The sequence below is a fragment of the Crossiella sp. SN42 genome, from assembly GCF_023897065.1.
Lineage (GTDB): Bacteria > Actinomycetota > Actinomycetes > Mycobacteriales > Pseudonocardiaceae > Crossiella.
Map to the genome: position 1 here is coordinate 34,817 of NZ_JAMHIV010000027.1, position 22,038 is coordinate 56,854.

The 22,038-nt window shown below is 71.1% G+C and carries 19 protein-coding genes; 9 read left to right on the plus strand and 10 right to left on the minus strand.

From position 1 onward, the window contains the following. Nucleotides 1-7 precede the first annotated feature (7 nt). Nucleotides 8-661: an ATP-binding cassette domain-containing protein gene (locus M8C13_RS29600; RefSeq protein WP_252484017.1), complete on the minus strand. Its 654-nt coding sequence runs from the start codon at nucleotides 659-661 to the stop codon at nucleotides 8-10. A gap of 56 nt (nucleotides 662-717) precedes the next feature. Between M8C13_RS29600 and M8C13_RS29605 the strand changes: the two genes are divergently transcribed. Then, complete coding sequence (locus M8C13_RS29605; RefSeq protein ID WP_252484018.1) at nucleotides 718-3,810, plus strand: BTAD domain-containing putative transcriptional regulator; 3,093 nt, start codon at nucleotides 718-720, stop codon at nucleotides 3,808-3,810. A 139-nt stretch (nucleotides 3,811-3,949) separates the two neighbouring features. Then, complete coding sequence (locus tag M8C13_RS29610) at nucleotides 3,950-4,432, plus strand: DUF11 domain-containing protein (protein WP_252484019.1); 483 nt, start codon at nucleotides 3,950-3,952, stop codon at nucleotides 4,430-4,432. A 472-nt stretch (nucleotides 4,433-4,904) separates the two neighbouring features. Here the strand turns inward: M8C13_RS29610 and M8C13_RS29615 are convergent, their stop codons facing one another. Then, nucleotides 4,905-8,198, minus strand: coding sequence for a GH92 family glycosyl hydrolase (locus M8C13_RS29615; protein ID WP_252484020.1), 3,294 nt, complete (start codon nucleotides 8,196-8,198; stop codon nucleotides 4,905-4,907). 281 nt (nucleotides 8,199-8,479) lie between these two features. Between M8C13_RS29615 and M8C13_RS29620 the strand changes: the two genes are divergently transcribed. From M8C13_RS29620 to M8C13_RS29640, 5 genes are read left to right on the plus strand one after another with little or no spacing between them, the layout of a single operon-like run. Continuing rightward, complete coding sequence (locus tag M8C13_RS29620) at nucleotides 8,480-9,463, plus strand: LacI family DNA-binding transcriptional regulator (protein WP_252484144.1); 984 nt, start codon at nucleotides 8,480-8,482, stop codon at nucleotides 9,461-9,463. Further along, entirely contained in the window at nucleotides 9,460-10,494 is a 1,035-nt protein-coding gene (locus tag M8C13_RS29625; protein WP_252484145.1) for a class I mannose-6-phosphate isomerase, read from the plus strand. Before M8C13_RS29620 ends, M8C13_RS29625 begins: the two co-directional genes overlap by 4 nt. Continuing rightward, complete coding sequence (locus M8C13_RS29630) at nucleotides 10,491-11,252, plus strand: ATP-binding cassette domain-containing protein (RefSeq protein WP_252484021.1); 762 nt, start codon at nucleotides 10,491-10,493, stop codon at nucleotides 11,250-11,252. Before M8C13_RS29625 ends, M8C13_RS29630 begins: the two co-directional genes overlap by 4 nt. Further along, entirely contained in the window at nucleotides 11,249-12,271 is a 1,023-nt protein-coding gene (locus M8C13_RS29635) for an ABC transporter permease (protein WP_252484022.1), read from the plus strand. Before M8C13_RS29630 ends, M8C13_RS29635 begins: the two co-directional genes overlap by 4 nt. A gap of 40 nt (nucleotides 12,272-12,311) precedes the next feature. After that, nucleotides 12,312-13,298: an ABC transporter substrate-binding protein gene (locus M8C13_RS29640; RefSeq protein ID WP_252484023.1), complete on the plus strand. Its 987-nt coding sequence runs from the start codon at nucleotides 12,312-12,314 to the stop codon at nucleotides 13,296-13,298. A gap of 34 nt (nucleotides 13,299-13,332) precedes the next feature. On the opposite strand, the gene M8C13_RS29645 is transcribed toward M8C13_RS29640, so the two are convergent. After that, nucleotides 13,333-13,581, minus strand: coding sequence for a hypothetical protein (locus tag M8C13_RS29645; protein ID WP_252484024.1), 249 nt, complete (start codon nucleotides 13,579-13,581; stop codon nucleotides 13,333-13,335). A 123-nt stretch (nucleotides 13,582-13,704) separates the two neighbouring features. After that, complete coding sequence (locus M8C13_RS29650) at nucleotides 13,705-14,349, minus strand: hypothetical protein (protein ID WP_252484025.1); 645 nt, start codon at nucleotides 14,347-14,349, stop codon at nucleotides 13,705-13,707. A gap of 165 nt (nucleotides 14,350-14,514) precedes the next feature. Here M8C13_RS29650 and M8C13_RS29655 point away from each other — a divergent pair, with 165 nt between their 5' ends. Next, a complete protein-coding gene (locus tag M8C13_RS29655) occupies nucleotides 14,515-15,708 on the plus strand; it encodes a low temperature requirement protein A (protein WP_252484026.1) in 1,194 nt (397 codons plus the stop codon). Here M8C13_RS29655 and M8C13_RS29660 read toward each other — a convergent pair. From M8C13_RS29660 to M8C13_RS29680, 5 genes are all read right to left on the minus strand, one after another. Beyond that, nucleotides 15,693-15,980, minus strand: coding sequence for a type II toxin-antitoxin system RelE/ParE family toxin (locus M8C13_RS29660; RefSeq protein WP_252484027.1), 288 nt, complete (start codon nucleotides 15,978-15,980; stop codon nucleotides 15,693-15,695). The two genes, M8C13_RS29655 and M8C13_RS29660, sit on opposite strands and share 16 nt — an antisense overlap. After that, the gene (locus tag M8C13_RS29665) at nucleotides 15,977-16,276 is read right to left on the minus strand and encodes a hypothetical protein (RefSeq protein ID WP_252484028.1); all 300 of its coding nucleotides are present in this window, start codon (nucleotides 16,274-16,276) and stop codon (nucleotides 15,977-15,979) included. Before M8C13_RS29665 ends, M8C13_RS29660 begins: the two co-directional genes overlap by 4 nt. A 106-nt stretch (nucleotides 16,277-16,382) precedes the next feature. Further along, a complete protein-coding gene (locus tag M8C13_RS29670; protein WP_252484029.1) occupies nucleotides 16,383-16,571 on the minus strand; it encodes a hypothetical protein in 189 nt (62 codons plus the stop codon). A gap of 204 nt (nucleotides 16,572-16,775) precedes the next feature. Continuing rightward, nucleotides 16,776-17,732, minus strand: a complete 957-nt coding sequence (gene meaB / locus M8C13_RS29675; protein ID WP_252484030.1) for a methylmalonyl Co-A mutase-associated GTPase MeaB — start codon at nucleotides 17,730-17,732, stop codon at nucleotides 16,776-16,778. A gap of 31 nt (nucleotides 17,733-17,763) precedes the next feature. After that, complete coding sequence (locus M8C13_RS29680; RefSeq protein WP_252484031.1) at nucleotides 17,764-18,963, minus strand: acetyl-CoA C-acetyltransferase; 1,200 nt, start codon at nucleotides 18,961-18,963, stop codon at nucleotides 17,764-17,766. Nucleotides 18,964-19,105: 142 nt separating this feature from the next. On the opposite strand from M8C13_RS29680, the gene mce reads away from it, so the two are divergent. Next, entirely contained in the window at nucleotides 19,106-19,555 is a 450-nt protein-coding gene (gene mce / locus M8C13_RS29685) for a methylmalonyl-CoA epimerase (RefSeq protein WP_252484032.1), read from the plus strand. Between the two features lie 45 nt (nucleotides 19,556-19,600). Here mce and M8C13_RS29690 read toward each other — a convergent pair whose 3' ends face one another. Continuing rightward, nucleotides 19,601-21,997: a penicillin acylase family protein gene (locus M8C13_RS29690; RefSeq protein WP_252484033.1), complete on the minus strand. Its 2,397-nt coding sequence runs from the start codon at nucleotides 21,995-21,997 to the stop codon at nucleotides 19,601-19,603. Nucleotides 21,998-22,038: the final 41 nt, after the last annotated feature.

Below are 22,038 nucleotides of genomic sequence, written 5' to 3' on the forward strand. Positions count from 1 at the left end.
GCGGCGGTCATGGGATTGCCTCCCTGCCGCCCAGGTGGCGGAGGACATCAGCGAGGGTGGCCGGGGATGCCGTGGGGTCCAGCAGGCGGCGTTCCGCGTCCAGGGCCGCCACCAGGTCCGCCGGGCGGTCCACGGTGAGCAGGCGGCCGTGCCCGAGCAGCGCGACCCGGTCGGCGCGGGCGGCCTCGGCCGGATCGTCGGTGGTGAACAGCACGGTCTGCGGCAGGGTCGCCAGCACCGGCCACAGCTCGCCGGGACCGGCGTCCAGCACCAGCGCGGCGGGTTCGGCGACCAGGGCGCAGGCCAGGCCGAGGCGGCGGCGGCGCTCCGGGCTGAGCCGGTCCTCGCGGTGGTCGGCGAAGGCGGCCAGGCCGACCGTGGCCAGCAGCTCCGGCGGCTCGCGGCGGTGCAGCGCGGCGAAGGCGGCGAGCTGTTCCCGGCAGGTCAGGCGGTCGAACAGAGCCGGTTCCGCGGCGGCCAAGCCGATCCCGCCGTCCGCGTGCACCGTGCCCCGGTCGGGGCGGCGGAGTCCGGCCAGCAACTCGGCCAGCGGAGCGCCCGCGCCGTGGACCGCGAACCGTTCCCCTGGACCGACCCGCCAGGAGACGCCGAGCAGGGCCTGGCCCGCGGCAAGGTCCTCGATGACGATCTCGGCGGCCACCCCGGAAAAGCTAGCCGAACGTGGCGTCCGCCGGGGCGGGATGCGACATTGACCCCGTGCGGTTCGGCGTGCTCGGGTCGGTGGAGGCATGGCGGGACGGGACGGCGCTGCCACCTGGTCCGCCCCGCCGCCGCGCGCTGCTCGGCCTGCTGCTGGTCGACGCCGGGCGGGTGGTGCCGGTGGACCGGCTGGTCAAGGCGCTGTGGGACGCATCGCCGCCGGCCTCGGCGCGCAACGCGGTGCACGGGCTGATCGCCGCGCTGCGCAAGGTGCTGGCCGAGGAGTCCGGCGTCGAGCTGCTCACCCGGCCACCCGGGTACCAGCTGGTGGTGGATCCGCAGCTGGTGGACCTGCACCGGTTCCGCGCGCTGGTCGCCGAGGCCGGGCGGGCGGGGCAGAGCGACGAGCAGGCCGCCGCGCTGCTGCACCACGCGCTGGCGCTCTGGCGTGGCGCGCCACTGGCCGACCTGCGCTTCGACTGGGTGCGGCAGGAGCTCGCGCCGCGGCTGGAGCGGGAGCTGCTGGACGCCCTGGAGCGCCGGATCGAGCTGGACCTGCGGCTGGGCGCGCACCACGAGCTGGTCGGCGAGCTGACCTCGCTGACCAAGGATCATCCGACCAGGCCCCGGTTCTGGTACCAGCTGATGCTCGCGCTGTACCGGGCCGGGCGGCAGGCGGAGGCGCTGGAGACCTACCGGCTCGCGCACGGGTTGTTCCGCACCGGCCTGGACGCCGAGCTGCGCGCGCTGCACCAGTCCATCCTCAGCGGCGCGCCGTCCAGCCAGGACCGGGCCATCGACACACCCCGCCCGGCCGGGGTCTGCCAGCTGCCGCCGGGGGCCAATGGTTTTGTCGGCCGCGCCGAGCTGCTGGACCGGCTGGACGCGCTGCTGGTGCCGGGCCCGGCCGCGGTGGTGGCGGCGCTGGCCGGTCCGCCGGGGGTGGGCAAGACGACGGTGGCGGTGCAGTGGGCGCACGGCGCGCGCGGGCGGTTCCCGGACGGGCAGCTGTACGTGAACCTGCGCGGCTACGCCACCAGCCCGCCGATGCCGCCGACCGAGGCGCTGGCCCGGCTGCTGCGCGCGCTGGGCGTGCGCCCCGACCACGTGCCCGCGGCGCTGGACGAGCAGACCGCGTTGTACCGCAAGGCGTTGTCCGGCAAGCGGGTGCTGGTGGTGCTGGACAACACCGCGGGCGCGGCGGAGGTCCGGCCGCTGCTGCCGGACACCCCTGGCAGCGCGGCGCTGGTCACCAGCAGGGACAGCCTGCGTGCGCTGGGTGCGCCGACGCTGACGGTGGACGTGCTGCCCTCGGCGGAGGCGGTGGCCCTGCTCGGCGACGTGCTCGGCGCGGACCTGGTGCACCGCGAACCGGGCGCGGCGCTGGAGCTGGCCGCGCTGTGCGCCCGGTTGCCGCTGGCGCTGCGCATCGCCGGGGCCAACTTCGCCGGACGGCCGCACCGCGACCTGACCCGCTACGTCACCGACCTGCGCGCGGGCAACCGGCTGGACGCGCTGTCGGTGGACGGCGACAGCGAGGCCGCCGTGCACGCCGCCTTCGACCTCTCCTACCAGACCCTGGACCCGTTGGCGCAGCGGCTGTTCCGCCTGCTCGGCCTGTTACCCGGCCCGGACTTCGGCCTGCACCTGGCCGCCTCCGTGGCCGAGCGGCCGCTGCCGGAGACCGCCCTGCTGCTGGACCGGCTCAGCGCGGCGAACCTGGTGCAGCCCGGCACTCCCGGCCGGTTCCAGTGCCACGACCTGCTGCGCGAGTACGCCCTGGACCGCGCCGAGCACACCGAAGCGCCCGAGGAGCTGCACGCGGCCCGGTGCCGGGTCTACGAGTTCCTCATCCACGCCGCCACCGAAGAACAGTCCATTGTGGACAGTGAGCGGCCGACCATGGTGGCCGCCGCGACCAGTGCGGCCGAACGCGGCCTGCCGCAGTACGCCTGGCGGATCGCGGACGCGCTGCGCGGCTACTTCGGCGCCCGTGGCTGCGGCGGCGAGGCGGTGGCCACCGCCGAGGCCGGACTGGCCGCGGCCACCGCGGCGCACGACCGCCAGGCGCAGGCCGGGATGCACGCGCTGCTCGGCCAGTTCCAGACCAGGCTGGGCGGCTTCCGCGCCGCCGCCGAGCACCAGCGGAAAGCCCTGGAGCTGTACCGGTCCCTGCGCGATCCACGCGGTCAGGCCGCCGCGCTGGACGGCCTCGGCCTGGCCCACCACCGCCTCGGCCAGGCCCAGACCGCGGCCGAACAGCTGGCCAGATCCCTTGTGCTGTACCGGGAAGCCGGCGACCAGGCGGGCGAGGCCAGCGCGCTCAACAACCTTGGCGCGGTGCACCAGCAGCTGGGCCGCTTCGCCGAGGCGATCCGCCTGCACGAGCAGGCCGTGGCCCTGGGCAACGCCGACGCCCGCCTGTACCTCGGCGTGGCGCTGTCCTCGGTGGGCCGCCCCGCGGAGTCGCTGGCCCAGCAGGACCTCGCGCTGACCGGTTACCGCGAACGCCAGAACCGGGTCGGCGAGGCCGCCACGCTGAGCTGCGTCGCCGCGGTGCACCGCGACCGCGACGAGCTCACCGTGGCCGAACACCTGGCGGCCTCGGCGGTGGCGCTGGCCAGGGAGCTGGGCGACCGCCGGATCGAGGCCAACGGCCTGAGCATCCTGGCCTCGCTGCACCGCAAGCGCGGCAACACCTCGGTGGCCACCGGCTACTACCAGCTCGCGATCCGGATCGCCGAGGAGATGGGCTTCCGGGCCGGCCGGGTGCACGCGATGACCAACCTGGCCACCATCGCCCGCGAGGACGGCAGACCCACCGAGGCACTGGCCCTGGCCGAGGAAGCCCTGACCGAGGCCCGCGCCGGACAGCTCCGCTTCATGGAGTCCCCCATCCTCACCGAACTGGCCCACACCAAGCTCGCCCAGGGCGACACCAGCGCCGCGACCGGGCTGGCCACCGCAAGTGTCGAACTGGCCAGGGAAACCGGCCAGCGCCTGTTCCTCGGCCAGGCCCTCACCGTGCACGGCCTGACTGCCCCGGACTCGCACACGGCCCGCACCAGCTGGCAAGAGGCCATTGAGGTGCTGCGCTCCTGCGAGGCGGCCGCCGAGGCCAGACGGGTCGCGGCAATGCTCGCGGGCTAGGCCGTGCGCCGCGAGCAGGCACCACACGGGGACCGGATGGTCGCTTGTTCCCGGCCGCACCTGCTAGCAGAGTGAACACGTCCGAACGCAGAGCGTCACCGCGGTCCGGCGCGGTCACACACCGAACCCAAGGGATCTCATGCGCTTCTCCTTGCCCGCCAAGGCCATCGGCTGCACCTTCGCCCTGGCCGCGATCCTCACCCCAGCCGCCCAGGCCGCCCCCGCCGCAGGCCCGGACATCAAGATCGGCCTGTCCACCAACCCCATCCTGGGCGTCGTGATCCCCGCCATCGAGTACACGGTCAAGGCCACCAACCTGGGCCCCGGCACCGCCTCGGGCGTAGTGGTCAAGGCCCAGCTCCCCGCAGGCCTCACCGCCAGCCAGGCCGACCCCGGCTGCACCATCGCGGGCCAGACGGTCACCTGCGGCGGCGGCAGCCTCGCGGCAGGAGCCTCGGACGAGGTGACCTTCAGAGTCCCCTTGAGCCTGCTCACCATCGGCGTGGCAAAAAAGGTCACGGTAACCCTGACCTCCTCCACCCCCACAGACCCCAACCCCGCCAACAACACCGCCTCAAAGAGCTGCACAGTGGTAACCCCGCTCCTGGTGCTGTGCAGCTAGAGAACCGTTGGCACAACTAGAGAACCAGCAAAAAACTTGCCGCGCCAAGAGCCCCAGCGACAACTTGTTGCGCCAAGAGACCAAGCGACACTTGTTGCGAAAGAGGCGTGGCGCGTCAGCGACACGCCGGGCTCTTAACTTCCGCGGTGGGGTTGATTTTTTCGCGTCGTGCGTTCGTGACCCCGACACTCCGAAGCTTGCTTCGCGTGTGTCGGGGTCACGAACGCACGACTCAGGAGCGAAAAAATCCCGCGTGCGGAGCACGCCAATGTGACAGGTGCGGGCTGGGCCGATCCCGCCGCCATAGTTGACCGGCCCAGCCCGCAGTCTGTGGCTGCTACGGGCGTCTATGCCCTCTGGGCCCGCGCCGCAGCAGGTACAGGAAAGAAACTAGTCAACAGATTCATGTCTTGTTAGGGCTCTTCGTAGGTTGACATCGGGGGACCGAGCACGCTCAGTCCCCCGACGCCCGCTACCCCGCTGTCACCGTGAAAACGTGCAGCAAACCACCCTGCGCCGAGTTCGGCAGGGTCACGCTGACCAGCTGTTTCCCTGCCGCCAGCGGGATCGGCGCTGTCGCGAACAGGTGCACGGTCAGCTGTTGCGGTCCGTCGTTCTTGTTGCGGTAGGGCATGGTGGCCGCGATCCGGTTGCCGAACTCGATCGCGGAGGCGTTGACCGCCCAGTCGTTGAACGCGATGTCGGCCCGCTCGACGCTGCCGTCGGCGTAGTTCAGCGACAGCGTGCCGGTCGACTTCCCGTTGGTGGCGCTACCCAACAGGGCCAGCTTGGTAGCGCCAGCCGGCGCGTTGACCTTCACCGTCTGCCCGGCCATGGTCGCGTTGTCGGCTTCCCCCTTGGGAATGTCCGGCCACTGGTGCGCCAGACCGTCCACAGTGACCGTCCCACCAGGACGGACACCCGCCCCTGCCAAGGCATTCCGGGAGTAGCTCCACCCACCCCCGTCGTAGTTGGCCGAGGCCGGATCGTCATCCGGCGACACACCCGCGTTGTTGTAGGCCGCCCGCAGACTGTTCGGCTCAGCCACCAGCACCTGCAACGCCCCCGGCGACATGTTCGCGCCACCAGGTCCCGTGAAAGTAACCGGAATCCGTTGCGCCCCTTCAGGTGTGCCCGCCGCGACGGCCACCGTCACGGTAGCCCCCGCCTTCCCGCCGGGCGGCACCGTCAGCTCCCCACTGGCCGGAGTGACGCTCAGCCCGGCCGGAGCCTGCGTTGCCCACCGAACCTTGGTCCCCTTGCCGGAGAAGTCCTGCGCCCCGATCACCGCGGCCGCCGACCCACCGGCGGGCAGCACCAGCCGCCCGGGCTCCACCGAGCCACGCGCCCCGGTCTCCCCCTCGCGGAAGGAGGGTGGCGCGTTCTCCGGTTTGCTGCCCCAGCTGGTGTTCGGCGTGTTCTGCAAGGCGAACTCCACCGTGCCGCCACGCTCCACAAAGGACTCCGGCAGCCAGGTGTTGTTGACCGCCCGCCCGTTCACCTTGACCCCGCTCACGTACTGGTTCTTCGCCGCCGCGCCGGGAGCCTTGATGGTCCAGGTGCTGCCACCCGGCCGCTGCACCGTGATCTCCGGGAACAGCGGGCTGTTCAGCACCAGCTCGGCCCGGCCGGGGATCACCGGGTACATGCCCATCGCCGCCCACACGTACCAGGACGACATCTGACCGAGATCATCGTTGCCCATCAACCCGTTCGGACCGGGCCCGAACAGGTCGTTGACCGCGCGCCGGGTGACCTCCTGGGTCCGGTGCGGGGCGCCGGCGAAGTTGTACAGCCAGGGTGCGTGCATGATCGGCTCGTTGCCCAGGAACGCGTACGGCTCGTTGGGCCCGGCGTTGAGCTTGGTGAAGAAGTGGTCCAGCCGCTTCACCACGTTCTCGTTGCCGCCCATCGCGGTGAACAGGCCCTGCGCGTTGTGCGGCACCATCCAGGTGTACTGGGCCGCGTTGCCCTCCACCCAGTTGTTGGAGTCGCCGGGGTTGAACGGTTCGGCGTAGGAGCCGTCCCGGTTGCGCGCCTGGATGTAGCCGGTGGCCGGGTTGAACAGGTTCTGCCAGTACTGCGACCGCTTGCTGAAGGTGCTCCAGGTCGCCCCGTCGCCGAGCCGCCGGGCGAGGTCCGCGATGGCGAAGTCGGCGCTGGTGTACTCCAGGGTGGTGGCGGGCGGGCCCCAGGCGTTCGGCGCGCCCAGCGGCACGTAGCCGATCTTCAGGTAGTCCTCCAGCCCCGGCCGCTCCTCATAGCCCTGGGTCTTCTGGGTGGCTCCGCGCAGCATCAGCAGCAGCGCCTTGCGCGCGTCGAAGTCCTTGGCGCCAAAGGCATACGAGCTGGCCACCATGATGTGGTACGGGTCGCCGACCATCACCCCGGTGTAGCTGTTGGCCACCGTCCACCGGTCCCAGGACCCGCCCTGCTCGGCGAAGGCGATCATCGACCGGGAGATGTCGGAGGCCTCCGCGGGCGCGATCACCGAGAGCAGCTGGATCTCCGAGCGGTAGATGTCCCAGCCGGAGAGGTTGGTGTAGATCGCGTGCCCTGGCTCGGCCGAGTGCAACCGCCCGTCGAAGCCGATGTAGCGGCCGTCGGCGTCGGAGAACACGTTGGGCTGCACCAGGGAGTGGTAGAGCGCGGTGTAGAAGGTGGTGCGCTGGGCGTCGGTGCCGCCGCTGACCCGGATGGTGTTCAGCCGCTCGTTCCAGGCCGCGCGGGTCTCCGCGGCGATGCCCTCGAAGGACTTGCCGGTGTTCTCCGCCAGCAGGTTGTTCCTGGCCCCGTCCATCGAGACGAAGGACAGCCCGACCCGCATGTGCACGGTGTCGCCGTCGAAGGGGTCGAAGGTGACGAACCCGCCGCTGCCCGGCCCGGAGACCACGGTGTCCTGCGGTGCCATCGCCTTCGGCGCGGAGCGCTTGCCCTTGTTCGCGGTGGCCTTGGGCGCGTCCACCGCGGCCAGGTCCACCTTGGGCTGCGAGCCGCCGCGCTCGCGGGTCTGGCCGGTGTTGACCGAGCCGTTCTTCCAGGTGCCGACCGAGGCGAACGGCCGGTCGAACTGGACGTGGTAGTAGACCCGGTACTTGTTCTGCTGCTGCCCGCAGAACCGGCCGCTGCTGGCCCAGCCGCTCACCGAGTCCTTGCCGATGATCGTCTCGGCGTCGTCGGCCCCGGCGATGGAGCCCGAGGAGTTGACCAGGATGGTCGAGGGGCGGCCCTCGGGGAAGGTGACCCGGCCCAGGCCGGTGCGCTGGGTGGCGGTCAGCTCGACCTTGGGGCCTGCGTCCAACTGCACCGAGTACGCGCCGGGGCTGGCCTTCTCCTTCTCGTGGGAGAAGGTCGAGACGTAGCGGCCGGGGTCGGTGGCCGGTGAGGTGGTGACCTCGCCGGCGAAGGGCATGATCGGGATGTCCTGGTAGGTGGAACAGCCCGCGCCGGAGAGGTGGGTCAGGCTGAAGCCCTTGATCCGGTTGTCGTCGTAGTAGTAGCCGCCGTGCTGGTGGGTGACCGTGTCCGGACTCCACTGCATCATGCCGAAGGGCGCCACCGCGCCGGGGAAGTTGTTGCCGGCGCCGCCCCCGGTGCCGTGGTCGGGGCCGCCGGGTTTGGTGCCGACGAACGGGTTCACCCACTGCGCGAGGTCCTCGGCTGCGCGGTTGGCCGGTGCGGCGGCGGCCGGCAGGCCCGCCACGGTCACCAGCACGCCGAGCAGGGCCGCGCAGGCCGTGCGCAGGCGCACTCTTCGAGCGGTCATCTTGTCGATCGCCTCCCGAGGGACCGGCCACGTCGCCAGGCCCACCTGACAACCTTGTCGGATGGCTCGGCCCTGATCGACACCCTGGTGATGGTGTGAGATCGACGTCAAGCGCCGATGGGTGGTCAATCCTTGTCCGCCCGGTGAACGGAACCGATTGAGATCCCGTTCGGCGTAACGAGTCACCCCGGAACCGTTGACAACCCCCAGCGCGACCCTGTCCAATCCGGCGTCAAATGACAACGTTGTCCGAAGGAGCCCGCCGAGTGCGCCGCGCCACCATGAGCGATGTGGCGCGGTTGGCCGGCGTGAGCATCAAGACGGTGTCCCGGGTCGTCAACGACGAGCCGGGAGTGCATCCGGCGACCGCTGAGCGCGTGCTCGCCGCGATCGATCAACTCGGTTTCCGGCGCAACCTGTCCGCGCGCAACCTGCGCCGCGGCTCCTCCACCGGCACCCTCGGGCTGATCCTGGAGGACGTCGCCAACCCGTTCTACTCCCAGCTCACCAGGGCGGTGGAGGAGGTCGCGCGGGCGCACGGCCGCCAGGTGCTGACCGGCTCCTCCGACGAGGACCCCGGCCGGGAGCGTGAGCTGGCGCTGGAGTTCTGCGCGCGCCGGGTGGACGGCCTGCTGGTGGTGCCCGCCGGCATGCAGCACGGCTACCTGGTGCCGGAGATGCGCGCGGGCATGCCGGTGGTCTTCCTGGACCGGCCCGCGGGCGATGTCGTGGCGGACACGGTGCTGGTGGACAACATCGGCGGCTCCGCCGAGGCCGTGCGGCACCTGGCCGAGCAGGGCCACCGCCGGATCGCCTTCCTCGGCGACGCGCCGGACATCTTCACCGCGGCCGAGCGGCTGCGCGGGTTCCGCGAGGGCTGCGCCAGGGCCGGGTTGCAGTACCCGGAGGACCTGGTGGTGATGGGCCCGCACGACGAGCACAGCGTGGCCAGCGCGCTGCGCAGGCTGCTGGACGGCCGCAACCCGGCCACCGCGATCGTCTCCGGCAACAACCGGATCACCGTGCTGCTGCTGCGCAACTTCGCCCAGCGCCCGCAGCGCCCCGCGTTGGTGGGCTTCGACGACTTCGAGCTGGCCGACCTGCTCTCCCCGCCGGTCTCGGTGGTGGCGCACGACGTCGCGCTGCTCGGGCGGGCCGCGGCGGAACTGCTGTTCGCCCGGCTCGACGGTGACAACTCACCTCCCCGCCGGGTGGTTCTCCCGGCGCGGTTAGTCGCACGTGGATCAGGAGAGGTCAGGCGCTGACTGTGAAGCCCGTCCTGCTGGATGCCAACCAGCCCGAACGGTTCTACCGCGGCGGTGCGGCCATCGCCGAGCTGCGCGGGGCTGGCAACGCCGAGGAGTGGGGGCCGGAGGACTGGGTCGGCTCCACCACCACGCTGTTCGGCCAGCACACCGCGGGGCTGTCCGCGCTGCCCGGCGGCGAACTGTTGCGCAGCGCGATCGAGGCCGCGCCGCAGGCCTGGCTGGGGGCCGAGCACGTGGCCGAGTACGGCCCGAACCCGGCGCTGCTGGTGAAGCTGCTCGACGCCGGGCAGCGGCTGCCGGTGCACTGCCACCCCTCCGACGCCTTCGCCGCCAGTCACCTGGACTGCCGCTTCGGCAAGACCGAGGCATGGGTGGTGGTTGGCACCAGTGGGGCGAACCCGGTGGTGTACGTGGGTTTCCGGGAGGACGTGCCCGCGGAGGTGGTGGCCGCCTGGGTGGCGGGCCAGGAGACCTCGACCATGCTGGGCGCGCTGAACGAGGTGCCGGTCAAGCCGGGTGACACCGTGTTCGTGCCTGCCGGGCTGCCGCACGCGATCGGCGCGGGCGTGTTCATCGTGGAGTTGCAGCAGCCCACCGACTTCTCGGTCCTGATGGAGTGGACCGGTTTCGCCGAGGAGGGCGACTCCTCGGTGCACCTGGGCCTCGGCTTCGAGGCCGCCCTGGGCTGCGTGGACCGCTCCGGCTGGGGTCCCGGCCGTCTGGAGCCGCTGATCCGGCACACCGCGGACCAGCGGGGTCCCTCGGTGGACCTGCTCGGCGAGCAGTCGCTGACGTTCTTCCGCGCGGACCGGGTGCACACCGAGTCGCCGGTGGAGCTCGAGCCCGGTTTCGCCGTGCTGGTCACCCTGGACGGCAGCGGGCGGCTGTCCACCAGCGACGGCGGGTCGCTGGAGCTGGTCAGGGGCAACACCGTGCTGGTCCCGCACGCCGCCGGATCGTCCCGGGTGGACGGTGACCTGGTGCTGGTGCGCTGCCGTCCGCCGATCGTGGGAGGTACTCAGTCATGACCGCGCTGCTGGAAGCGCGCGACCTGGTCAAGCACTACGGCTCGGTGGAGGCGCTGCGCGGCGCGTCCTTCGAGCTGCGGCCGGGCGAGGTCGTCGCACTCATCGGCGACAACGGCGCAGGCAAGTCCACCCTGGTCAAGTGCCTCTCCGGGGCGGAACAGCCGGACTCCGGGCAGATCCTGCTGGACGGCAAGGAGGTCCAGCTGGACCGGCCGACCGCGGCGCGGGAGCTGGGCATCGAGACCGTCTACCAGGACCTGGCGGTCGCGCCGGACCTGGACCCGGCGGCCAACCTGTTCCTGGGCCGGGAGCTGCGCCGCAAGGGACTGCTCGGCGCACTCGGCATGCTGGACAAGAAGGAGATGCGCCGCCAGGCGGCCACCCACTTCACCCAGCTCGGGGTGTCCCTGCAGAGCCTGGACGTGCCGATCGGCTCGCTGTCGGGCGGGCAGCGGCAGAGCGTCGCGGTGGCCCGCTCGGTGGCCTGGGCCAGCAAGCTGGTGTTCATGGACGAGCCCACCGCCGCGCTCGGCGTGGTGCAGCGGGAACGCGTGCTCGACGTGATCCGCCGGGTCAGGGACAACGGCATCGCGGTGGTGCTGATCAGCCACAACATGCCCGAGGTGCTCAAGGTCTCGGACCGGATCGAGGTGCTGCGGCTGGGTCGCCGGGTGGCCCGGTTCACCGCGGCGCAGACCACGCTGGAGGAACTGGTCGGCGCGATGACCGGCGCGCTGACCCAGGAGGACGCGGCATGAGCGACGGCCAGTTCATCAACACCGAGACCCGTCCGCTGGTCAAGCGGCTGGCCAGTGCGAACACGCTGTGGATCGCGCTGGTGCTGCTCGCGCTGCTGGTGGTCTTCAGCGCGCTGCGGCCGGACAACTTCCTCACCCTGTTCAACTTCCAGCAGCTGTTCATCGAGGCCTCGGTGCTGCTGGTGCTCGCGGTGGGCATGACCTACGTGATCATCACCGCCGGGATCGACCTGTCGGTGGGCTCGGTGCTGGTCTTCGCCGGGGTGGTCGGCGCGCAGGTGATGGAGGCGATGAGCCCCGGCGGCGACGCCACCAACGCGGGCGCCGAGGTCATCCTGGTCGGTTTTGTAGTCACCATCGTCGGCGGCGCGGCCTGGGGCCTGCTCAACGGGCTGCTGATCGCCAAGGCCAAGATCCCGCCGCTGATCGTCACCCTCGGCTCCTTCGGCGCGGCGCTGGGCGCGGCCCAGCTGCTCACCGATGGCGTGGACGTGCGCACCGTGCCTGCTCAGCTGCGCGACTGGCTGGGCTTCGGCGCGACCTGGATCGTGCCGAACATCGTGATCGTCGCGGTGCTGGTCACCGCGGTCGGCGCCTGGCTGCTGGCCACCACCCGGTTCGGCCGGTACACCCTGGCGATCGGCTCCAGCCCGGAGGCGGCCCGCCGCTCCGGGATCAAGGTGGACCGGCACCTGGTGCTGATCTACACCTACGTGGGCGCGCTGGCCGGGCTCGCGGGCTTCATGTCGCTGGCCTACTACGGCACCACCACCATCAGCGGGCACACCACGGAGAACCTCAACGCGATCGCGGCGGTGGTGCTGGGCGGCACCAGCCTGTTCGGCGGGGTCGGTTCGGTGATCGGCACGGTGATCGGGGTGTTCATCCCGACCGTGCTGAAGAAGGGCTTCCTGATCATCGACGTCCCGCAGTTCTGGCAGCCGGTGGCGATCGGCGCGGTGCTCGTCGCGGCGGTCTGGTTCGACCAGGTTCGCCGACGGGCGCGAAACAGCAGATGACGAGAGTCTCGGAGCACAACGAAGTGTGAAGGTGGACAAGATGAACGCACCACGGACCGCGCTGAAGATGGGTGCCGCGCTGGCTGCCGTGCTCGCGCTCGCGGCCTGCGGCGGAGGCAAGATCGGGGAGACCCCCGGCGGCCAGCAGCCGGCCAACAACAAGAAGCTCGCGCTGCTGCCGGGCCTGAAGGGCGAGCCCTTCTACATCTCGATGGAGTGCGGGGCCAAGGAGGAGGCGGGCAAGCTCGGTTACGAGCTGAGCGTGCAGGCGCCGGAGTCCTTCGAGGCGGCGCTGCAGGTGCCGATCGTGAACAGCGTGCTGGCCGCCAAGCCCTCCGGCGTGCTGATCGCGCCGACCGACGACACCGCGCTGGGCACCCCGATGAAGCAGCTGACCAGCGCCGGGATCAAGGTCGTCGAGGTGGACACCAAGCTGAAGGACCGCTCCATCGCGGCCGCGGCGGTCTCCTCCAACAACAAGCAGGGCGGACAGCTCGCCGCGCAGACCCTGGCCAAGCTGGTCGGTGAGAAGGGCTCGGTACTGGTGATCAACACCAAGGCCGGCACCTCCACCACGGACGCCCGCGCCGCGGGCTTCGAGGAGGAGATCAAGAAGTACCCGAACATCAAGTACCTGGGCCAGAAGTACAGCGACAACCAGCCCTCGCAGGCCGCCAACATCGTCTCCGCCCAGCTGGCCGCCACCCCGGACCTGGCCGGGGTCTTCGCCACCAACCTCAACTCCGGCGAGGGTGCCGCGGCAGGCCTGCGCAACGCGAACAAGCGCGGCGAGGTCAAGCTGATCGGCTTCGACGCCAGCCCGAAGCAGGTAGACGGCCTGCGCAACGGCGACGTCCAGGCCCTGATCGCCCAGGACCCGGCAGGCATCGGCCGCCAGGGCGTCCAGCAGGTGGTCAACGCCCTGGAGGGCAAGCCCACCCAGAAGGAGATCGAGACCAACCTGATCGCCCTGACCAAGGACGACCTGGACTCAAAGCAGCAGTACATCTACAAGACGGCTTGCTGAGTGCCCGCGTGACCGGCGAGCCCGGGTGGGGTGCTCAGCCCCGCTCGGGCTCGCGTTCGTCCAGCCGTTCCTTCAGCCGCTCCGCATCCAGCTTCGGGATCGGAAACGTCCCGGTCGTGGTCGGCGGGTAGTACGGCAGGGCGTCGACGTCCTCCCGCTCGCGCAGTTCCTCCACCGAGACCTGGCCGGGACCGGTGCGGTCGGCCGGCCAGAGGCGCAGCACCACTACGGCCAGTGCCAGGCCCACCGGCAAGGCCAGCAGCACCCACCACATAGCGCTCATCGTCGTCTTGCTCCCGCTCCGGTCTTGCGCTGGACTTCGAACCTTCAACATACCTCGGTTCAGGCCAGTGCCGGAGCCGCTATCCACAGGGTCTGACCTGCGTAATCGCCTGATCGCGCAGGGTCAGTGGACGCCGCGGTACAGGGTCGGGCAGTAGCGGCGCAGGGCCAGCTCGACCGGGGGCAGCACCTGGACCGAGTCGCCGAGCTGGATGCGGTAGCCGTTCTCGATGCCGTAGGCGCCCCAGAGGTGTTCCATCTCCGGGTGGCGCTGACGGAAGGCGGAGTCGCCCGGGTACAGGTCGAGGGTCAGCTTGCGGCGCTCGCCGCGGGTCAGCTCGACCGCGCCCAGCTCGGCCCAGCGCAGGCTGAACGGCGAGCCGTGGTCCTCGTCCCAGCGCAGGCCGTGCGGGGAGACGCGCAGCCGCCGCTCGCGGGAGATCACCCGCCAGCACATGACCGCGATCAGGGACAGGCCGAGGAACCCGGCGCCGAGCGCGCCGGTGGTCACCCGGAGCACGCCGCCCTCGCCGATCACGCCGAAGATCGCCAGCAGCATGGTGAGCAGACCGGCCACCCCGGCGATCACCGCGCCGGCGAAGACCTTGCGCCGGGAGCCGGAGCTGAGGTCGAGCAGCACGCCGGTGGACGCGGTGGGCACGCGCGGGCCGAGCGGGTTGCCGGAGGGCACGTGCACGGGCGCGCGGCCGCCGAAGTTCGTTGTGGGATAAGGAGATCGGGGCCGCGCCTTGGGAAGTCTGACCGTCACGTTGTCCGCCTGCGATACCCGCTGTTGCCCACTCACCCTTCTAGCATAGGCCCGTCCGAGGGGTGCTCGCGCGTGATGCTCGTGGCTTTCCACCCCGACTTTCGTCGGTCGCCCGGTGTTGTGTCCACAGAGGACAATCGCCGGAAACTGCCGCAGAATCACCACATGCGAACCTGGTACCGGCCGATGGCCGCCCGCGACGCGCACGAGCCACACCGCGCGGCCACGCCGCTGGAGCTGTTGTTCGACCTGTGTTTTGTGGTCGCGGTGGCCGCCGCCGCGGCTGGTCTGCACCACGGCCTGAGCGAGAACCACCTCGGCTCCGCCGTGCTCGCCTACGCCCTGGTGTTCTTCGCGATCTGGTGGGCCTGGATCAACTTCACCTGGTTCGCCTCCAGCTACGACCCTGAGCGCATGGTCGCCCCTGGCAAGCAGGGCTCCGCAGACGTCCCCTACCGCCTGACCACCCTGGTGCAGATCGCCGGTGGCCTGATCATGGCCGCCGGGGTGCCGCAGGCCTTCGAGCAGAACTTCACCGTGATCACCATCGGCTACCTGGTGATGCGGGTGGCGATGGTGGTCCAGTGGCTGCGCGCGGCCAGGTCCGACCCGCCGCGCCGGGCCTGCGCGCACCGGTTCGCGCTGGGCATCACGCTGGTGCAGCTGGGCTGGATCGGCAGGCTGTTCCTGCCCGAGTCCCTGTTCCTGCCGGGGTTCCTGCTGCTCGCGGCGCTGGAGCTGCTGGTCCCGGTCTGGGCCGAGCGGCGCGGCCCGACCAGCTGGCACCCGCACCACGTGGCCGAGCGCTACGGCCTGTTCACGCTGATCATGCTGGGCGAGTCGGTGCTGGCCGCGACCACCGCGATCCGGGCGGGCCTGGCCGCACAGGAGCACATCCCGATCCTGATCTCGGTGGCCATCGCCGGCCTGGTGATCCTGTTCTCGCTGTGGTGGCTCTACTTCGACCAGCCCGCCCCCGCTGGCCTGGACCGCCTCGGCAAGGCCCTGAGCTGGGGCTACGGCCACTACCTGATCTTCGCCTCAGCCGCGGCGGTGGGCGCGGGCCTGTCCGTGGCGGTGGACTACGACCTGCACCGCGCGCACCTCCCCACGGTGGCCGCCGGGCTGGCCACCACGGTGCCGGTGGCGGTGTTCCTGCTCAGCGTGTGGCTGCTGCACATCGGACCGCGCAACCGGGGCGTGGCCGCGGCCGGGTATCCGGTGACCGCGGTGCTGGTGCTGGGGTCGACGTTCTCCGGCGCGCCGATCCACCTGACCGCGGTGCTGGTGGCGGGGCTGGTCGCGGTGACGGTGGTGGCGCGCCAACGAGGGGGCGGAGCCGCCTACGGCGACCGGTAGGCGTCTCGACGGTGGCGGATGCTCTCCACGTTCACCCGGCGCTGCTGTTCGTCGATGGTGTACAGCAGTCGGTACTCCCGCATAAGGCGGGCAGAGTACTTGTCACCCAGGGGTGGGTTGAGGGGCTTGCCGACTCGCTGTGGGTTGTCGGCCAGAGGTCCGGCGAGGAAGTCCGCGACGCCCATCACCACGTCCATCGGAAGCTGTTCGGCAAGAGCACGCCGAGCAGCTCGGGTGAGGTCGACCTCGTATCGATGGTGCTGATCGGTCACTGGCTCTCGCGCGCCCGTCGTTCGGCGACCAGGGCACGGATGGCGTCGATCCCGATCACTTCAGGTTCGGTGTCGCGCAGGTCCTGCATGGTCTCCAGGTCGGAAAGCACCTCGATGGTCTCTCGAAGCCGATCGAGTTCGCCGGAGGGCACGACGTCGGCGACATGCTCGCCATGGGCGATCACGGCCACGGTCTCACCGCGTTCTGCGCGACGGACAGCCTCCTCCCAGCGGGCAGCCTGCTGGCTGGCCACGTGCAGGTCGTCCGCGGAGACGCTGATCGGTTGCTCGCTCATCGGCCTCCTTCCTGGTCCTCAGTCATCCGTGTCATGTCCTCAGGGTAGCCGGGTGAACATCGCCTCGGCAGGCTCCATCCACAGGGCCTGGGCACGGTGACAGTGGTCAGCCGCGCACGAACCGCGCGTCGCGACCACGCAGGTCAGCCCGTGGACCAGCCGCACGCAGAATGACCTCCAGCGCCCGGTCCGGATCGGACTGGTAGGGCTCGGTGAACCAGGCCAGGTTCGCCTCCACCACGGCCGGCCGGCGCCGCGGGTCCGCCGGTGGGCCGGTCAGGCCGATGTCCAGCACCGCTGGGCAGCCAGCTGTCCGGGGGTTCGAGCAGGGCCAGGTCCAGGGCGAGGGAGTCGGCCACGCCGGGACCGCCGTAGTAGTGGCAGTGGCCGGGGACGGCCTGGTCCGGGGTGGTCACCGGCAGGCCTCTGGCCTCGGCGGCGGCGACCAGGGGCCGGCTGGTGGCGCGCACGCGGGGTGGCATCACCAGCGCGCGCCTGCTCACCCGCGCAGTCCGGCCAGCAGCTCGTCCGCGGCGGTGTAGGGATCGAGCTCGGCCGCGGCGACCCGCTTGCCCAGGTCGGTCAGCGCGGTGCCGCCGCGGACATCGCCCAGCCTGCTGCGCAGCTCGGCCAGGGCGATGGCCTCGATCTCGGCCTCGGCGCGGCGCCGGCGGCGCTGGTCCAGCTCGCCGTGCTCGGTCATCCAGGTGCGGTGCGCGAGCACGGCCTCGGCCACCTCAGCCACGCCCTCGGCGCGGCTGGCCACCGTCTTGACGATCGGCTGGCGCCACATCGCGCCGCGGATCTCCTTGCGGCCCAACGAGATCATGTACTTGAGGTCGCGGACGGTGGCCTCCGCGCCGTCGCGGTCGGCCTTGTTCACCACGAACACGTCGGCGACCTCCAGGATGCCCGCCTTGGCCGCCTGGATGCCGTCGCCCATGCCGGGGGCCAGCAGCACCACCGTGGTGTCGGCCAGCGCGACCACCTCGACCTCGGACTGGCCGACGCCGACGGTCTCGATCAGCACCACGTCGCAGCCCGCCGCGTCCAGCACCCGCAGCGCCTGCGGGGTGGCCCAGGACAGGCCGCCCAGGTGGCCGCGGGTGGCCATGGAGCGGATGAACACGCCGGGGTCGGTGGCGTGCTCCTGCATCCGGATCCGGTCGCCGAGCAGCGCGCCGCCGGAGAACGGCGAGGAGGGGTCGACCGCGAGCACACCGACCCGCTTGCCCGCCTTGCGGAAGGCGCTGACCAGCGCGGAGGTGGAGGTCGACTTGCCGACGCCGGGCGAGCCGGTGAGGCCGATGACCTGCGCCCGGCCGGTGTGCGGGGCCAGCGCTGCGGCCACCTCGCGCAGCTGCGGGCTGGCGTCCTCGACCAGGGAGATCAGCCGCGCGACCGCGCGCGGCTGACCTTCCCGTGCTCGCTCGACGAGGTCGGTGATGTCCACCATCAGACGGAGTCCTGCTTGCCAGGGACGACCATTACACGGACGGTACCCGGATCACCAGCGCGTCGCCCTGGCCGCCGCCGCCGCACAGCGCGGCCGCGCCGACGCCGCCACCGCGCCGCTGGAGCTCCAGCGCCAGGTGCAGCACCACGCGGGCGCCGGACATGCCGATCGGGTGGCCGAGTGCGATCGCGCCACCGTTGACGTTGACCTTGGCATCCGCCGCGGCCTCGTCCAGGCCGAGCTGGCGGGCGGAGACCACGCCGACCGCGGCGAAGGCCTCGTTGATCTCGATCAGGTCCAGCGCCGAGGGGTCGATGCCCTCCTTGGCGCAGGCCGCCTTGATCGCGTTCGAGGGCTGTTCGTGCAGGCTGGCGTCGGGACCGGCGACCACGCCGTGCGCGCCGATCTCGGCCAGCCAGGTCAGGCCCAGCTCTTCGGCCTTGGCCTTGCTCATCACCACGACCGCGGCCGCGCCGTCGGAGATCTGCGAGGCCGAGCCCGCGGTGATGGTGCCGTCGGAGGCGAAGGCCGGGCGCAGCTTGCCCAGGGTGTCCACGGTGGTGTCCGCGCGCACGCCCTCGTCCGTGCTGAACAGCACCGGGTCGCCCTTGCGCTGCGGGATGGCCACCGGCGCGATCTCCTGCTCGAAGATCCCGTTGGCCGCGGCCGCGGCGGCGCGCTGGTGCGAGCGGGCGGCGAAGGCGTCCTGCTCGGCGCGGGTCAGGCCGTAGCGGGCGTTGTACTTCTCCGTGGAGGCGCCCATGGCGACCTGGTCGAAGGCGCAGAACAGGCCGTCGTGCGCCATGTGGTCGGTCAGCGTCACATCGCCGTACTTGAAGCCGGAGCGGGACTTCGGCAGCAGGTGCGGGGCCTGGGTCATCGACTCCTGGCCACCGGCCACCACGATGTCGAACTCACCGGCGCGGATCAGCTGGTCGGCCAGCGCGATCGCGTCCAGGCCGGAGAGGCAGACCTTGTTGATGGTCAGCGAGGGCACGCTCATCGGGATGCCCGCGGCCACCGCGGCCTGCCGCGCGGGCATCTGCCCCGCGCCCGCGGTGAGCACCTGGCCCATGATCACGTACTGCACGGCCTCCGGCGCGACCCCGGCCCGCTCCAGCGCGGCCTTGATGGCCACCCCGCCGAGCTGGGCGCCGGAGAAGTCCTTGAGCGAGCCGAGCAGCCGTCCCATGGGGGTACGGGCTCCGGCGACGATGACCGAACCAGACACGGCTGCCTCCAGCGACACTGCGGGTGGGAATTGGTCTGTTGGGAGTTTCTTGGACCATACCGGGGGTATGCGGGAACCGGCCTTGTGAGGACGCACACAGAAAGTGCCCGTATCCCGGTCGCTCCGTTACTAGTCTGCCCCTATGCAGGAAGAACTCCAGAGCTTCGTCACCGCCATCGACCACGTCGGCATCGCGGTGCCCGACCTGGACGAGGCCATCGCCTTCCACCGGGAGACCTTCGGCCTGGAGGTCGCGCACGAGGAGACCAATGACGAGCAGGGGGTGCGCGAGGCCATGCTGCGCGCGCCCGGCGACGTCTCCGGCGCGACCCAGATCCAGCTGCTCGCGCCGTCCCGGCCGGACTCGACCATCGCCAAGTTCATCGGCCGCAGCGGCCCCGGCCTGCAGCAGCTGGCCTACCGGGTCAGCGACATCGACGCGGCCTGCGCGGCGATCAAGGCCAAGGGCCTGCGGGTGCTGTTCGAGGAGCCCAAGCGGGGCACCTCGAACAGCCGGGTCAACTTCATCCACCCCAAGGACGCCGGCGGCGTGCTGGTCGAGCTGGTGCAACCGGCCGAGCACGGCCACTGACCTGGGCGTGGCGTTCCCGGCAGGCACCGGGAACGCCACCATCACTCAGGAGGACTTCGGCACCAGGATCAGGTACCGCTCGGCGTTGCGCTCCACCGCGACCTTGCTGTAGACCAGCGGGAAGTACTCGCCCTTCCGCCAGGTCTCGGCCAGGTCCTTGTAGTGCGGGTCAGCCGGGTTGCCGGACTGGCCCGGCGCGTTGACCGCCTTCGAGCCGTCCCAGTTGCCCACGTCGATGACGACTCGCAGCGAGGCGCCGCCGATGTGCCGGAAGTCGGCCGACTCGTACTCGGAGTTGTTCACCGTGTCCGAGGCCCCGCCGCGCGGGAACGGCCCGACGTTGAGCCGCTTGCGCGTGGCCTCGTCCACCAGCGGCGAGACCGGGTTCTCGAACTTGGTGTGCTGCAGCTTGCCCCACTGCCAGCTCGCCTGGTCCGCGCCGAGCAGCTTCTCGACCTCGGCCCGTGCGCTGACCAGGGTGTCGATCAGCAGCTTGTCCCGCTTGGCCTTGCCGTCCGCGCCGAAGTAGTTCTCCGGGTGCTCCAGCGCGTCGATCAGCACCTGGGTGTCCGGCCGCTGGATGAAGTCCACGCCCGGCAGCACCGCCTGGATGAACTTCGGGCCGAGGTGCTTGGTGAACCACGGCTCGTACAGCGCGGCCGCGGCCGACTCCGGACCGGCCACGTGGTTCCAGCCGGTCAGCAGCGCCAGCGAGGCCTTGACCTTCGGGTCCTCGCTGCTCAGCGACTTCAGCACCCCGGTGATCTTGCGTGCCGGGATGGACAGGAAGTCGTTCTGCAGCTTCAGCGAGTCCTCGAAGGACAGCTTGGCCTTGCTGTTGAGCACCTCCGCGATCCGCTGGTAGCGGTACGGATCCGACCAGGAGTCGTAGCCCAGCCCCAGGTTCTGGTGCGAGGCAGGCACGTTCATCTCGTTGCCGGTGGCCACCCAGCCGCTGGCCGGGTTGATCGTGCGCGGCAGGTCGTCGCCGGAGTAGAAGCCGTTCCACTCGTAGCGCCCGTCACCGGGCACCGGCAGCAGACCGTCGTGCTTGGGCCGCTTGGGCACCAGCGCGCCGGGCAGCCAGCCGATCTGACCAGCCGTGTTGGCGTAGACGTGGTTCGCGCCGGGCGCGCGCCACTTCTTCAGCGCCTCGCCGAACTGCTCCGCGGTCTTCGCGTTCTGGTAGCCCAGGGCGGCGAAGTACGGCGAGGTGCCCGGCTCCAGCCACACGCTGCGCAACCCGTAGGCCAGGTGGCGCTGCGCGTCCACGAACAGGATCGGCCCGTGCCTGCTGAAGGAGGTCGTGAGGTCACGGGGCTGTTCGCCCTTGACCGCCAGCTTCTCCGTCACCGTGCGGAAGGCCTCGTACCCGTTGCCGTACTTGTACCGGCTGTGGTCGGCCGGGTCGAGCTCGTAGACGTAGAGGTCCTCCTGGTCGGCCGGGAACATGGTCAGCCCGAAGGCCGAGGTCCCGTTGTGGCCGAGGGAGAGCCCCGGGATCATCGGCTCACCTGCGCCGATGATGTCCAGCCCCGGCGCGGACAGGTGCGCCAGGTACCGCGAGGCGGGCAGGCTCATCAGCCGGTGCGGGTCATCGGCGAGCACCGGTCGCCCGGTGGCCGACTTCGCCGCGGAGATGGCCCAGTTGTTGCTGCCCTGGGCCGGCGGCTTCTGGGTGGTGCTGATCTTGCCGGTGCCCGCGTCGAAGGTCACCGGCAGCACCGCGTTGCCGTAGGCGGTCAGCAGCGGTTCGACCACCTGGGCCAGCGCGCAGGTGTCCAGGCCCTGGGGGACCGTGACGGCGTGCTTGGGCTCCAGGTTCTGCCGGATCGCGTCCGCTTCCGGACCGGCCGCGCAGGTGGTCAGCGCCCGCAGTGCCTCGTAGTAGGCGTTGGTCACCAGCGCGTGGTGCCGGATGCGCACCACGTCCTCCGGCTGCCACCGCGCGGGGCGGTGGCCGAGCACCTTGAACTCCTCGGGCAGCGACTCCGGGTGGCGTTCCAGCCACTCGATGTAGCCGTTGACGCCCGCGACGAACTTGGTGGCCACCTCCTTCGCCTGCGGCGGGTAGGCGGCCCACTCCTTGGCCAGGTCACCCCGGTAGAGCATCGCGCGGGCGCCCTTGTCCAGGTCGGCGTAGACCCCGCCGAGCGCCTCGGAGAGCGTGCCCAGCCCGCGGCGGCGCCACAGGTCGAGCTGGAAGAGGCGGTCCCTGGCGGCGTTGAAGCCCTGGCCCAGGTACACGTCGGCGGTGTTGGTGGCGTAGATGTGCGGCACGCCCCACTTGTCCAGCACCGTGCGCACCGGCGCGGTCAGCCCGGCGATCTGGAACGTGGTGGTGTTCCGCGCCACCGCTGGTTCGGCGAGGGCGCTCGGTCCGATCACACCAGCTGCCAGCACGCCTGCCAGCAGCAACGCCCCCTTTCTCTTACCTCGCAAGAAGAATCGTGTTGTGCGTGTCATGCAGAACTCAGCCCCAG